The organism is Porphyromonas levii (genome assembly GCF_018206105.1).
In the GTDB taxonomy this organism is placed as follows: domain Bacteria; phylum Bacteroidota; class Bacteroidia; order Bacteroidales; family Porphyromonadaceae; genus Porphyromonas_A; species Porphyromonas_A levii.
In genome coordinates, this window is record NZ_JADRGN010000008.1 from 21,345 (window position 1) to 36,251 (window position 14,907).

Genomic DNA, 14,907 nt, shown 5'->3' on the forward strand with positions numbered 1-14,907 from the left:
GGACTAGTAGTTCTTGATACAATAGCGACTGCCTGGGAGCGAACGGATAAGTCCATCTAACTCGAGGTCGAATAGCCGACCCGAGATAGTGGGGACGTCTTCTCCCAATCGGAGGGATAGATCCTCTAGGGTCAGTTCGCCCGAGGTACGTAGTTCGTGAATAATTGGATCCTGGTCTGGTTGCTCCTCTGCAAAGGGGAGCATAGGCTGTTGGGGCAAATCAGGAAGGAGATTAATCTCGCGTAAGATCTGCTCCGGACTTGTGATAATAGAGGCTTTCTGTCTTTCTATTAAGCGATTACAGCCTGCCGATGCTGGGTCGAACACTCTGCCAGGAGCAGCGAAGAGAGAGCGACCATAGTCAAAAGCGATATTGGCAGTGATAAGCGAACCGCCCCGCTCTGCACTTTCTATCACTAGGGTAGCATGACTAAGCCCGGCTACAATCCTATTGCGCTGCACAAACCTCTGTGGAAGTGCCCGAGTATCATAGGGGTATTCGGTGACTATCCCTCCGCCCTGCGCCATCATTGTCTCGGCTAATCTCCGATGGCTGGAGGGGTAAAGGGTGTAGTGCCCATGCGCTACCACGCCCACGCTCTTCAGCCCATGCGCTAGGGCAGTCTGGTGCGCCAGCTTATCTACTCCGTAGGCTAAGCCACTCACGATGGTAATATCGGGGCGATGAGTGGCTATCCCTTGCATGAGGTATTGGATCAGATCTTGGGCATAGACAGTATTCTTTCGGGTACCTACTATACTAATCATGGGTGTGTTCGGCACCTGCCCCCGAACATAAAGCACGAGAGGAGCGTCGAAGCAATGGTCAAGATAGGCTGGGTAGTTGGGCGACCCAGTGAAGAGCATCTGTATATTCACCCCATGACTTGCCAATTGATTGAGCTTGGCGAGCTCTTCTTCTGCCTTTCGCGTCCCCTCTCCCGACAAGAGTAGTCGCGCTAGCTTGGGTCGGACATTGGGCACAGACGCAAGTTCGGCAGCCGTAGCGGAGACCACTGCAGCTGCCGAACCCATCTCCTCTATCAGAGCCCTCGCCGTTACAGGACCAATACCATCAGTAAGGCTCAGTACAAGTAACGCCCACTCCTCGGGCGAGAGCTGATAGAAGTCTGCCATATTTCTAGTATTCTAGACCTTGTAACAACTGGTCGAAATACTCGCCTCGGGTGAGTCTACCATTATGCACCAACACAGAGAAGATGTGTCCTGCAGCGCAGACCTTTTGGTCGGACATACGGATAACATCCTGATCGAATACCAGCTTAGCACCGTCGCGGTGGATATTGAGCCCTACCCAAAACCGGTCTCCACTCTTGAGGGACACCTTATAGTCTATCTCCACACGAGAGATAAAAGCGTCATAACCGGCATCGTGCATACGTCCGAAGTTATCGCCCAAGCTCTCCAGGAACTCGTGGCGGGCATGCTCCATATAATGCTGATAGTTCGCATTATTCACTACTCCCTGTAAGTCGCACTCGTAATCACGCACCTTCATCTCGACGAGATAGAGGTACTCTTTCTTTGGTAGATTGTTCATTGGAATTTACTTTTGTTGTTCTTTACGTATCTCATTACATAGAGGGCATCGCCTGGTCGTACCTTCTCAGGTATCTTCACGCTAAAGCGAAGCCCCTTTTCATCTATCTTTTCAAGGGCTTTATCCTCAACCCGCATATCGTTGGCGGTGAAGAAAACAGCGCCGGTAGTAGGACCAGCTACCAATAGTTCCTCTCCCTCTGCGATGTATCCGCCCTCTAGTTCAAACTCTGCTACGCCAATCTGGCTAAAGTACTTTACCACCTTACCCACGTGAGTCTTGACTTGAGTTGCCGACGAACCGTACTTATGGGTCCACTCCCCTAGTCTCTGTCCAAGATAATAGCCATTCCAGAAGCCGCGATTAAAGACCTTGGCTAGGCGTTCGTCCCAGTTGGCAATCTTCTCGTCGGTATAGGCATCTTCCAGATGAGCGAGTATCGCTTCATTGTAGCACTCGCATACCGTCCGCACGTACTCAGGACCTCTTGCCCTTCCCTCTATCTTAAACACACGCACACCAGCGTCCATCATCTTATTCATGAAGTGAATGGTCTTGAGGTCCTTGGGCGACATGATGTACTCATTCTCTATCTCCAGTTCGGTGTCGCTGCTATTATCCTTAACGGTATAGCTACGGCGGCAGATCTGATTGCAGGCACCACGATTGGCGCTGCTATTCATCTCGTGCAGACTGAGGTAGCACTTACCACTCACTGCCATACAGAGCGCCCCATGGGCGAACATCTCTATCCTGATGAGTTCACCCCTTGGACCTCTGATGTCTTGCTCTAGTATCGCACGGTGGATCTCATCTACCTGATCCAGATTAAGCTCTCTAGCGAGTACCACAACGTCTGCGAAGCGGGCATAGAACCTAAGTGCCTCTACGTTGGTGATATTAAGCTGAACCGATAGATGCACTTCCACACCGCGCTCATGGGCATAGCTCATAGCAGCAATATCGCTTGCGATGATTGCCGAGACGCCTACCTCTTTGGCTGAGTCTACAATCTGATGCAGTAGCGCCATATCACCATCATAGATAATGGTATTGACCGTAAGATAGCTCTTGATACCATGCTCGTCGCAGATCTTCACTATCTGCCGCATGTCCTCAGTATCAAACGTCTTGGCACTACGGGCTCTCATATTGAGCCCTTCTATACCAAAATACACTGCATTGGCACCCCCTTGGATAGCTGCATGGAGTGACTCCCAGCTGCCCACAGGCGCCATGATCTCAAAATCCTTACGACTCAGTCCTTCTTGCTTCATTATAGGATATTAGTTTCCTTGGTAAACTTAATGATTTCGTCGATATAGCCAAATGCTAGACCAGTAACGCTATCGGCGGCACCATAATACACGGCTATCCTTCCGGTCTCAGGGTCGTGCACGGCGGCACATGGGAAGGTCACATTAGGCACATCGCCCATACACTCATACTCGGTAAGTGGACTAATAAGATACTCACCGCTGCGGGCAATCATCTTCCAAGGCTCATCCTTATCTAGCAATGCACTACCAAAGGCATAGACATAGCCATTGCAGCTACGCAACACACCGTGATAGATCAAAAGCCATCCCTCACTCGTCTCGATAGGGATAGGACCGGCACCTACCTTGAGGCACTGCCAAGCACTTAGCTCAAACGCTGCTGGCGCCATTACATGCCTATGCCTACCCCAGTACTCAAGGTCGGGGCTCTCGCTATAGAAGATATCGCCAAAAGCGGTGTGACCGTTATCGCTTGGGCGAGAGAGCATAGCGAAGTTGCCGTTGATCTTACGTGGGAAGAGCACACCATTCCTATTAAATGGGAGGAAAGCATTCTCCACCTGATGGAAGGTCTCGAAGTCCTCAGTCCAAGCCACACCAATAGTAGGACCGTGGTAGCCATTGCACCAAGTCACATAATACTTACCATCCATCTCTACTACACGAGGGTCATAGCCATAGACCCATTCGTCAACCTCAGGGATATCGCAAGTAAATTCTATCTTCTCTGGTCTGATATCCCAATGGATACCGTCTTTACTAAAGCCTACATGCAGGCGCATGCGGCGATTCTTATCATCCACACGGAATACACCCGCGAAACCATCCTTGAATGGTACTACTGCGCTATTAAAGATACTATTACTATGTGGCGTTGCGTACCTCCCAATCACAGGATTCTTACTATAGCGCCACAACACATCTTTTGAACCCTCTGGGCGATCCTCCCAAGGCATATTGGGCATTGGTTGCCCTACAATCTCTATACTCATAACCTCGTATTTATTATTAACCTAAATCTTACACTATCTTTCTGCCCTCATCATCATAGCTGAAGGGCACTATGTAGGCCGAAATCAACCCTGGTATTGCCACAAGAAGGGCGATAAGGAAGAAGTACTTATACCCTACCGCATCGCTAATAGCACCACTCATCAAGCCAGGGATAACCACACTAAGATTCATCAGACTGGTGCCAATAGCATAGTGCGCCATCTGATGCTCTCCTGGTGCTACCTGTTGCATCATGAAGAGGTTGAGCCCCACAAAACCAAAGCCATATCCGAAGTACTCCAACGTAATACCGCTCGCTGCCCACCAGATATTATCTGGCTGGAAGTAAGCGAGTAGGAAGTACACCACAAAGGGGATATTGAAGATAAGCGCCAACTTAAATAGCACCTTCTTCAGACCATAATGACTAATATAATAGCCACTCAGTATGCTACCGAGAATAAAAGCGGCCGTTCCTGCTGTCCCATATATTAGTCCGAATTGCTCATTGGACATAGCCAAACCTCCCGCTGCAGTATCTGCCTTCAAGAAGAGAGGAGCCACCTTCATCGCCAATCCTTCAGTAAACCGATACAGCAAGATAAATATCAAGTAGTACCAGATATACTTCTTGGTCAGGAATGAAGCGAAGATCTTCAGGAAGCTTTCTATGGCACTGCCAACGGTCTGCCTATGCTCCCTTCCCTCATTCCGTTTGAAGCTACCCGGGAGTAATACAGTGTGATACAGGGCAACCAATAGCATGATCACAGCCGCTAGCATAAAGACAATCCGCCACGACTGCAGCACCCCATAGCTTGCCGAGAGTGTTCCCACAAGCCATACCAAGCCACCTCGGGCAAATATCTTAGCAATATTATAGGCGGCTCCTTGCCACCCTATGTACTCGCTTTGTTGCTTGAGGTCGAGGTGCTGCATGTAAGTGCCGTCACCAGCTATATCGTGAATAGACCCACTTACTGCCATAATAGCCATTAGGGCAATAGTCACTACAAAGAAGTTACTCAACCCAAGCCCAGCAAAGATAAGCCCAAGCATCACTGCCGAGACGACCTCTGTCAGCACTACATACTGCTTCTTGGTGCCCACTAGTTCCATCAGTGGACTAAATAAAGGCTTCAGACTCCAAGGTAAGATAAGGAGCGAAGCCCAAAAAGTAATCTGAGCATCCGAAATACCCAGATCCTTAAACATCAAAAGCGATACATCCGACAGCATCACCATCGGCAGTCCCATAGCGAAGTACACCGTCGGAACCCAGAGTGCGGGGCTCTTTCCCCGCTCAATCCTCGTACTATCCATCCTACTATCTTTCTCTTATACCCACAAATTTAGGCATTTTCACTCACATAGAGAAAAAGGCGCCAAGCATCTCTCAGCAGATTATGCCTCGATCTCCTTGACGTCCTCGCCTATCTCTAACCTTTCTAGAGTGCGTACACCTTACTCCTTCACCTCCTCGTAGTCGACATATTCACCGCCATCGAGGTCTATCGAAGCATCCTTGATGCGCTCCACGCTAGACTGCTCTGGTTCTGTCTGCTTACGTACCCGCTCCCTACGCTCTTGCTCCTCTTCCGCTTGCCGCTGAGCTTCTTTGTATTGTTCACGCATCCTATAGATACCGAGAAGCGACCTCCGGTAGACAAAAGCAAAATAAAGAAGTAGTAAGAGCGGTAATAGCAGTATAAATAGTATAAATGATCCCATACGTTACAACTCCGTAGGCTCTTGCCCACTCTGCTCTATCCAACTGAGATTATTGATATTGACGCCGATACTCATCGCCTTGCTTAGCAACTTAGTCTGCACATCCACAGGAATATCTGGTGTGCGCGAGAGAATCCAACATATATCCGTGCGCCTACCTACGATAAGCGCATACTCATAGTCTCCCTCAATAGCCACGACATTGTAGCCAGAGAAAAAAGGACCAAAGAAGCTCACCTCCATAGCGGCAGTATCGCTCTCTCCGACAAATCGAAGCGCTCCACGAGCTTGTTCCCACTTCTCCTTTTGTACATTATAACCCGTATTAAGTACACTCACCACCCCCTCATCACTCAACTGATAGTCTGCCGCAGTATTGATAAGATTGCGCTCAAAGCGAACATCCATACGGGCAATCTCATACCACTTGCCGAGAAACCTCTCTAGCTCAAACGGAGTCAATGGCTCCACTCCCTTGGGCACCGAATGGCGCGACCGATACCACAGTGCGCCCACAGCGGCTGCTGTAGTACCTGCTATAGCTACTAGTGCTCCACGAAGTATATTTATCTTCAACTTATTATCTATCATAATCAAAATCTTCTACACTATCCCACATATCAAGACTCCAAAAGTACCCAAAAAAGAATAGACCCCCTCGATATTTGGATATTTTATAAACCACAAACAATAATACGAAAAGGAACAGGCTTGATCACGTACACACGTACGTGACCAAGCCCGAATGCCGAACCGAAGGTCGCCCACAGGCAAAGCAACGCAGTAGTTGTGCCTTTAGACCCCCTCCTTAGCGCTTCTTGATGATACTATTCACCACCCTCGTCGTATTCACCAGCTTACCCATCTCCGTACGCACCTCCACATCCCATACATGCGTACTCTTACCTTGGTGGATTACCCTCCCAATAGCATGGACAACATCGCCAGAGTGAGCCGAACTAATGTGATTACCACTCGCCTGCATCCCTACCTGTATTTCATTCTCCCTAAGTAAAAGAATAGAGCCGTACCCCGCTACCGTCTCTGCAAGCGCAAGTGAAGCACCACCATGCAGTATTCCCATAGGTTGCTGTGTCCGCTTATCCACTGGCATAGTGCACTCCACGTAGCCTGGTTCTAGCTTGATACACTTGATACCAAGTGCACTCATCAGAGTATGCCCCTCCATCATCCTATTGAGGTCCTCTACATTGATTTCCTCGGCATGAGTCTGATCGGGATTAAGGACAAACTTATTGAGCAAATGGAAGATACCACCCTCGTTATTGCTTGTGGTAACATAGTCGGCCGACCGCTTCACCGCCTCCGTTGCATTGGCCATAGCCACACCCAGACCCGCAAGCTGTATCATGCTAAGGTCATTGTAGCTATCGCCTACAGCTATCAGTTCACTACGTTCCAACCCCAGCTCCTTGAGCAAGAAAGCGAGCGAAGATCCCTTATCCACGCCACTCGGCACAGCATCCAGGAAGTGCTCATTAGTAAGGAAGAAGTTGAGCGTTTCTCCATAGTGCGCTTCCATACGTTCCTTGAGCTGATAGAGGCGACTCGACTCTCCGACCACAGCGACCTTAAGAGGGTCATGAGTGAGTGCCTCTAGGAGATGCTCCACCCGCTGGATAGGCATCCCACCATTGACCCTCTTCTCCTCCTGCACATACTCATTATCAGGTTGCTCAGATATAATGGTCTGATTGAGGTACGAAAACATAGCCAAGTCGGGCTCCGCTTTTACGGCCTCATAAAGATATGCAAGTTGTTCCTTAGGGAGTGCTCTACGTGCCAATATCTTGCCATCCTCACACGAGGTAATCTTCCCGCCATTGTACGACATGATGTAGCCACCGAACTCGTCCAACCTCAGTTCTTTAGCCACCTGTCGGCAACCAAAGGTTGGTCGACCACTAGCCAATACCACCTTTACGCCCAACTGTTGCACCGCCATAATAGCGCCTACCGTACCAGGCAATAGGCGTTTCTGATCGTCTACCAACGTACCATCGAGGTCGAAGGCCATTATCTTATACTTCATCCCCATACGCTACTCCTTCCTTACTTATAATAATTCCACTACAGCGACAACATCTCCAAGGCCTTCACCATAGCACGGTCTACCGTCTTATCATCCTTGATAGCACGGCTAAATGGCACGAGCACAATCTCGTCATTAACTATACCAACCATCACATTGCGCTGACCATCCAGCAACGCTTCCACAGCGGCAACCCCCATACGGCTTGCTAAAATCCTATCTTGAGCACAAGGGCTCCCACCCCTCTGCATATGCCCCAAAATAGAGACACGCACATCGTACTCCGGATGTCCCTCCTTGATTCGCTCAGCTACGCCAAGCGCCCCACCAGTTGCTTCGCTCTCTGCCACAAGCACAATACTACTATTCTTACTTTTTCGGAAACCATTGGCAATCATCTGAGTAATCTGATCTTCTGCCTCCTTATATTCAGGAATAATCGCCACCTCAGCACCCGAAGCGATAGCGCCATTGAGCGCCAAGAAACCAGCGTCTCTACCCATCACCTCCACCACAAATAGACGGTCGTGGGACGATGCTGTATCTCTGATTTTATCCACAGCATCCATAATGGTATTGAGGGCGGTAGCATAGCCGATGGTACTATCGGTACCACTTAAGTCGTTATCGATAGTTCCAGGGATACCGACTATCGGGATGTTGAACTCAGCGGCAAATAACTTGGCTGCCGTAAGTGTGCCGTCACCCCCTATTACCACGAGGGCATCAATCCCATGCTTCCGCATATTTTCATAGGCTTGCACACGACCCTCATGCGTTCTAAACTCATCGCTCCTAGCGGTCTTCAGTACAGTACCACCACGCTGGATGATATTACTGACGTTCTCAGTTTGGAAGTCCTTTATCTCATCACTGATCAACCCCTTATAACCACGGTAAATACCCTTCACCTGTAGCCCTTTGTAGATGGCTGTACGGGTAACGGCACGGACGGCAGCATTCATACCAGGGGCATCACCTCCCGATGTGAGAATACCGATACACCTAACCTGATAACCTCCGCTAATATCGCACATAATTACTGACTTAATGAATTTAATAACCTAAACTATCTCCTCCCTCATTACCATACAAAGATACCAAAAAGCACTCTCCCGCACAATCAGCTGCTGTTTGTCAATAGGTGTAATAACCTACCCACTACGCACTTCTTCGCATGGCAAATTTCAGGATATAGCCGAGGAGATAAATCGCTGATGGCTAGTACTTTCCACGACTCGCGCTAGGATGCAAATTTATTCCTAGGAATAAATTTATTTTTCTGTACAAATAAATATATTTATCTCTAGGAAAAGTTTTATTTATTCCTAGGAATAAATTTCGCTACTCAGGCGAGCCACAACGAGCGCTCAGGCGACTACAATCCAGCGCAACGTAACCAAATAGGGATTAAGAGTAATGAGAAATATTTTGGCGTTGTGATTCTAGATAAGACACATCTAGACATTACGAACATCTATCACTGTAACATATTGATAAATAAATATATTAGGCGATTACATTAGCACCGTTTTCAAAATTATCCCAAGCCTGCTTTGCCCCTAATACCTAGGGAAACTAGGACAAAACTTCAGCCAGAGCACGAAGCCTCAAAAATCAGATGCAGGAGAAAAATAGTATCTTTGCGCTACCTTTATTTTATATGTTTAGGAACCTCTGTCGCAAAAGGCTACCGAGCAAATATACAAACTAGAGGAGTTGAGTACGTAACAAATAAATTATCAATCGTGAAGCAATCATTGTGGCATCGTCTGGCTACTGTAGCTGTGATAGCTAGTAGCCTAGTATTGAATTGGAAAGAGGCAAAGGCAGAGCATGTAGATTCACTCACTTATTACAAGCTAGATGACTTGGTGGTAATGGGGGTAAAGGCACAAACGAAACTACAAGCGCAGCCCATTAGCTCTACTTCTATCGACCTGAATACGCTCAATAATAGAGGCGTGACAAACATAAAGGACTTTACTGGGATGGTGCCCAACTTCATAATGATAGACCGAGATACCCCGCACACTTCGTCGGTATTGGTACGTGGAGTAGGCTCTAAGCTGAGACCCGCTGTCGTGATGTATGTGGATGGTGTACCGCACTTCGAGAAGTCTACTTTCGATATCACGCTCAATGATGTGGAGCAAGTGGAGTTTCTAAGAGGACCTCAAGGCACGACCTTTGGAAGAAACGCCATGGGTGGCATTATCTTGGTTCAGACTCGCTCTCCTTTCAAACACCAAGGGACTACCATTAGGATCAATGGCAGTAGTCTAGGAGAGGCAACTGCCAGCATCGCTCACCTCAATAGGCTAAGCGAGCACTGGGCACTCTCTATCTCGGGTAATTATAGGTTTTTCCGTGGCTACATTCCCAATACTTATGACGGAAGTATGTCGGATCGTGCTCATCAGGGGGCACTCAGTGCAAAGCTAGAGTGGTCGCCCAATGCCAATACAATGGTGCGCTTTACTAATAGCTTTGACCTTACACGCCAAGGTGCCTTTACCTACGGTGCAGTGGATACAAAGACGATGACGGTAGCGCCTGCCGACCTCGACCACAAGAGCCAATACGACCGCAAGCTATATGATGGAGGTTTGCTCGTAACCCATCATGCTGATAAGTATCTGCTAAGAGGACAGATATCTGCTCACCTAGTGGATGCTCGCTATGATGTGGATCAAGACGGCACCTCGGTCAATGCGGCGTATGTACTTCAGACAGAAAGGCAGAAGCTATTCTCCCAGGAGCTGACCCTTGAGGGCAAGAATAAGGAGGCATACAACTGGCGCGTGGGTGCCTTTGCCTTCCAACAGAAGATAGACCGAACCGCAGATGTGACGATGGTACTACCGCGTGCGGTAGAGATACATCGGCTCAATGACGAACTCACTTGGGGTGCTTCGCTTTACCACCAGTCTACCCTCACGCTATGGCAGCGACTTAGGCTAGAAGCAGGCGCACGCCTAGATTATGAGCATGCTCGCCTAGGATACTTCGAACGAAAGGGGCAGAAAGAGACTAAGGACAACCATGCGATGCCCTTTTTCCATATCACTCCGAAAGTATCGGTTCAGTATTTCTTTACTCCAGATATCCAGCTTTATGCCACCGTATCACAGGGCTATACCACAGGCGGATTTAATACCGTATATGTGGGAGAGGAGAACAGAAGCTACGGAGCCGAAAGAAGTTGGAACTATGAGGTGGGGACTAAAGGGTGGTTGCTTCCACACCGTCTCTATGGAGAAGTGGTACTATTTGCCATTGATACCAAGGACAAACAACTCAATAAAACCATCCCGGGACTCGGACAAGCGACTTACAATGCAGGTAGCACGCTTAGCAAGGGAGTAGAGGCAGCTCTCGAGGCGCATATCACCGATAGGTGGCAAGCCTCTGCAGCTTATGGTTATACTCATGCCGTCTTTACCGATACCGATCAGTTTAGAGGGCACTTCCTACCCTTTGTCCCCCGCCATACCCTCGCTGCCAATACAGAGTATACCTTACCCCTCAGGAGTGTGCTGAGTGAAAAACTCACTTTGCACCTTGGGTACAAAGGCATTGGGGATATGTACTGGCACGAAGACAACGCGGCAAAGCAGGCATTCTACCACCTACTCGATGCTTCGATAGCTGTAAAGAAAAGGGGATTGCGCTGGACGATCTATGGGAATAACCTATTGAATAGTAGCTACCTTGGGTATTTCTATACCGTAGAGCCAAAGAAAATGGGTAAGCCCGGGCGTCCTAGGACTATAGGGGTGAGTATTACCTACGACTTTTGATAGCAACAATGGGGATTAAGAAGGCATACAACCTAGGGACATTCTTTACACTCTATATTGCGCAATCGGTACCAATGGCTTTCTTTGCTGCGGTGCTACCGATATTGATGCGACAAGGAGATTATACCCTCACGGCCATCTCGCTTATCAAGTTGATAAAGTTGCCTTGGATTGTTAAGTTCCTATGGTCGCCACTTGTAGATAGGCACACCAAGGAGGTGGTGGATTATAAGCGGTGGATTGTGATTTCGGAACTATTGTATGCCCTTATCATACTAGGTGTAGCGCTCCTAAAGCTAGAGACACAGCCGGTGCTCGTTATCGGATTCATACTACTCGCCTTCGTGATGTCTGCGACCCAAGACATTGCTACAGACGCTCTTGCTGCACGTGCTTTTGCCCCGAGCGATCGAGGGTTGCTCAATAGCATGCAATCTATGGGCTCATTTGCCGGTAGTATGGTGGGGAGTGGCGTATTGCTTGTGCTCTTCCACAAGTTTGGATGGAATCATATCCTGCCTATAGTAGCGCTTTTCGTGCTGGTAGCTCTTATTCCCCTTCTACAGAATAGGCATATATTGTTGCAGCCTTCGCGAATGTCGAACCGTCCGAAGGCAACTCCACGGGATATGTTTACCTTCTTCGCTCAGAAAGGGATATACAAGCACCTTCTCTTCTTGGTGCTTTTCTATACAGGTATCATAGGTCTGCTCTCCAACCTCCGCCCCATGATGGTCGACTTTGGCTATGACATGAAGTCTATCGGCTTTATGGTAGGGATATTTGGCACATCTATGGGAATGATTGGTTCGTTCGCCTCTGGACTGGGGGTAAAGCACATTGGGCGGAAATGGATGCGTCGGCTAGTAGCCCTAATGATTGTATGCACGTCGGTCTTCTTTCTCCTCACCTACACTCGTGGTCTCCTCCCCCATAGCACCTACCTTATATATATAGGTATCGGCATGGTATGGCTCAGCTATGGCATGGCTGCTACTCTGGTCTATACTACCAGCATGGATCTAGTGCGGGAGGGGCGCGAGGGCACCGACTTCACAGTCCAGATAGTGGTGACCCATCTCAGCTCGATGGCTTTCTCTATCGGGCTCTCTCGTATTGCCGATGTTAGCACCTACGCAGGTCTATTTACCACGTCACTAATACTAGGGCTACTTACGGCTATCTATATATGGTTCTACAACCCCAAGACGATTATGGTCAGATGAATGACATACAATCCAAGTACAATGTGCCTGTACCTAGGTACACGAGCTATCCTCCGGCGAACTTCTTCCACGAGGGCGTGGGCGAGCGCGAGTTCGTCACTGCCATAGAGTGCTCCAATAATGAGCGACCAAGTCAGCTCTCTTTCTATATCCACTTCCCCTACTGTGAACAGCTCTGTCATTACTGTGGGTGCAATTCATATGTGCGTAGTAAGGGGGCGGATGACCAAGCGTATTTCGAAGCGCTCCTAAAGGAGATAGACCTAATAACTGAGCGCATAGATCCTAGTCGAAAGATTGCACAGATTCACTTCGGCGGAGGGAGTCCAAGTATTGCTGCGCCTCAATTTCTAGGGAGGGTGATAGATAAGCTCACAAGTCGCTTCGACCTTATTGAGCGCCCCGAGATAGCGATAGAGGGACACCCGGGACATCTAGACCGAAAAGGGTACGAGGAGCTATTGGCACTTGGCTTTACCCGCATGAGCTTGGGAGTACAGGACTTCTCGCCTAGTGTGCTCCAGGCTGTGCATCGTATTCCCCCTATGATGCCCATAGAGGAAGTACGCGAACTCCTCTCCGACCGAGGGGTACCGCTCAATCTAGACTTTATTTATGGGCTTCCCCTACAGACACCCGATAGTTTTGAGGCGACGATACAACGGGCAATAGACTTACGCCCAAGCCGATTAGTAACCTTCTCCTACGCCCACGTGCCAAGTATGTTCCCTGCCCAAAAGCTACTAGAAAGGCATGGATTACCCACCGATGATGCGAAGGCAGAGATGTACCGCAGAGCTCGCCATCGTCTATTGGATAGCGGATACCGACAGATAGGGTTGGATCACTTTGTATTGCCTAGCGATGAACTCTTTCAGGCAGCGCAAGAGCATACCCTACACCGCAACTTCCAAGGCTATTGCTCACGCCGAACTACTGGGCAGGTGTATGCATTTGGCGTATCGGCTATCTCACAACTCAACTCGGCTTACACACAAAATACAAAGCACATACCTTCTTACCTCCGAAATATCTCGGAGGGCAAGCTACCTATACTCCGTGGCTATCTGCTCACGGAAGAGGAACAGATTACAAGAGAGGTTATCACAGCCCTGATGTGCAATGAACGCCTATCATGGAGTGATATAGCAAGTATCGTGGGACAGACACCTGAGGAGGTACGCAAGGCTACAGCATACGATGCTATAGAGATGAAACAGCTAGAGGTAGATGGACTTATTCGCCTAACGGACGATGGTTTTGAACTGGCTACACCTGGCTCGCCATTCCTCCGCTATGTAGCTTCGCGCCTGGACCCTCTCCTACGTAACACCCGAAACACCTACTCCAAGCCCATATAGACGAGTAGGTATTGAAAGTAATTATGTATACATTTGCAATACGATAAGGATTGTAGAGATAAATAATACATTAATATATAGGTATAATTATCATGAAAAAGGTTTTGGCGCTCTTATCTGTGTTCGCACTGATAACGGCAATGGCAAGTTCTTGTGAGGAGAAACAGTCTTCTTCGGAATCAACAGACCCACACACCGCGATGAATGCTCTGGACTGGGAGGGAAGCTATTATGGCACACTTCCTTGCGCTGACTGTGAAGGTATCGATACGGAGTTGAGGCTTAACGAAGACAATACTTACAGGCTTACGACAAGTTACTTAGGCAAGGAGGATACTCAGAAGGAGACCATAGAGGGAGCCTTCGAGTGGCTTGAGGATGGCAATACGATTAAACTACTAGGCATTGAGGAGGGGACTAGATCACCATTCGTGAAGATAGAGGAAAATAGGGTGCGCTACCTGGACTTAGAGGGTAATGTGATTGAAGGCGAACTAGAGAACTACTACCTCTTGACCAAAGGAGGAAATCCGCTGGTGGAAGATATGAAGTGGCAACTAGTAGAATTCGATGGCAAGGAAGTGAAGGAGAGTGATCCTGACCACTACTATATTATGTTCGACTCTAAAGTAGGATTGGCACACGCTGAAGTAGGTTGCAACGTATTGAACTTCGCCTACAGGCTTAAGAATGATGTGGAGGTACAATTCACTCAGGATATGATGACTATGATGGCATGCCCAGAGGATAGCATTGAGGATGAATTCCTAGCTGCGCTGAAGGATGTACACCGCCTTTCGATAGATGAGGATACACTATTGCTAATGAAGGGTGAGACAACTCCAGTGGCAAGATATATCTTGGTGAAAGAAAAGAGTAACGAGGACTTGTAAGCCATA

General features: G+C 48.5%; 13 protein-coding genes. 4 read left to right on the top strand and 9 right to left on the bottom strand.

From position 1 onward, the window contains the following. Positions 1 to 3 precede the first annotated feature (3 nt). From dprA to pfkA, 9 genes are all read right to left on the bottom strand, one after another. Entirely contained in the window at positions 4 to 1,137 is a 1,134-nt protein-coding gene (gene dprA, locus IX315_RS02925) for a DNA-processing protein DprA (protein WP_211837135.1), read from the bottom strand. Between the two features lie 4 nt (positions 1,138 to 1,141). After that, positions 1,142 to 1,561, bottom strand: a complete 420-nt coding sequence (locus IX315_RS02930) for an acyl-CoA thioesterase (RefSeq protein ID WP_018358456.1) — start codon at positions 1,559 to 1,561, stop codon at positions 1,142 to 1,144. Continuing rightward, positions 1,558 to 2,838 (bottom strand): peptidase U32 family protein, encoded by a 1,281-nt coding sequence (locus IX315_RS02935; protein WP_211638134.1) that lies wholly within the window; start codon positions 2,836 to 2,838, stop codon positions 1,558 to 1,560. Before IX315_RS02935 ends, IX315_RS02930 begins: the two co-directional genes overlap by 4 nt. Then, positions 2,838 to 3,833, bottom strand: a complete 996-nt coding sequence (locus IX315_RS02940) for a glycoside hydrolase family 130 protein (RefSeq protein WP_211837136.1) — start codon at positions 3,831 to 3,833, stop codon at positions 2,838 to 2,840. The genes IX315_RS02935 and IX315_RS02940 overlap by 1 nt, the downstream gene beginning before the upstream one ends. 28 nt (positions 3,834 to 3,861) lie before the next feature. After that, positions 3,862 to 5,157, bottom strand: coding sequence for an MFS transporter (locus IX315_RS02945; protein ID WP_211635427.1), 1,296 nt, complete (start codon positions 5,155 to 5,157; stop codon positions 3,862 to 3,864). A 141-nt stretch (positions 5,158 to 5,298) separates the two neighbouring features. Further along, the gene (locus tag IX315_RS02950; RefSeq protein ID WP_018358460.1) at positions 5,299 to 5,565 is read right to left on the bottom strand and encodes a DUF4834 family protein; all 267 of its coding nucleotides are present in this window, start codon (positions 5,563 to 5,565) and stop codon (positions 5,299 to 5,301) included. A 3-nt stretch (positions 5,566 to 5,568) separates the two neighbouring features. After that, the gene (locus IX315_RS02955; protein ID WP_018358461.1) at positions 5,569 to 6,156 is read right to left on the bottom strand and encodes a lipocalin family protein; all 588 of its coding nucleotides are present in this window, start codon (positions 6,154 to 6,156) and stop codon (positions 5,569 to 5,571) included. A 217-nt stretch (positions 6,157 to 6,373) separates the two neighbouring features. After that, the gene (locus tag IX315_RS02960; RefSeq protein ID WP_244973071.1) at positions 6,374 to 7,618 is read right to left on the bottom strand and encodes a Cof-type HAD-IIB family hydrolase; all 1,245 of its coding nucleotides are present in this window, start codon (positions 7,616 to 7,618) and stop codon (positions 6,374 to 6,376) included. A 38-nt stretch (positions 7,619 to 7,656) separates the two neighbouring features. Continuing rightward, positions 7,657 to 8,655: a 6-phosphofructokinase gene (gene pfkA, locus IX315_RS02965; protein WP_211837137.1), complete on the bottom strand. Its 999-nt coding sequence runs from the start codon at positions 8,653 to 8,655 to the stop codon at positions 7,657 to 7,659. A gap of 711 nt (positions 8,656 to 9,366) precedes the next feature. On the opposite strand from pfkA, the gene IX315_RS02970 reads away from it, so the two are divergent. The 4 genes from IX315_RS02970 (at position 9,367) to IX315_RS02985 (ending at position 14,901) form a co-directional block, all read left to right on the top strand. After that, the gene (locus IX315_RS02970) at positions 9,367 to 11,421 is read left to right on the top strand and encodes a TonB-dependent receptor (protein WP_211833310.1); all 2,055 of its coding nucleotides are present in this window, start codon (positions 9,367 to 9,369) and stop codon (positions 11,419 to 11,421) included. An 8-nt stretch (positions 11,422 to 11,429) separates the two neighbouring features. Further along, positions 11,430 to 12,647, top strand: a complete 1,218-nt coding sequence (locus tag IX315_RS02975) for an MFS transporter (protein ID WP_211635424.1) — start codon at positions 11,430 to 11,432, stop codon at positions 12,645 to 12,647. Then, positions 12,644 to 14,008 carry an oxygen-independent coproporphyrinogen III oxidase gene (gene hemN, locus IX315_RS02980; RefSeq protein ID WP_134849631.1) on the top strand — a complete coding sequence of 455 codons (1,365 nt, stop codon included), beginning with the start codon at positions 12,644 to 12,646 and terminating at the stop codon, positions 14,006 to 14,008. Before IX315_RS02975 ends, hemN begins: the two co-directional genes overlap by 4 nt. Before the next feature lie 92 nt (positions 14,009 to 14,100). Then, positions 14,101 to 14,901 (top strand): copper resistance protein NlpE N-terminal domain-containing protein, encoded by an 801-nt coding sequence (locus IX315_RS02985; RefSeq protein WP_134849617.1) that lies wholly within the window; start codon positions 14,101 to 14,103, stop codon positions 14,899 to 14,901. Positions 14,902 to 14,907 lie beyond the last annotated feature (6 nt).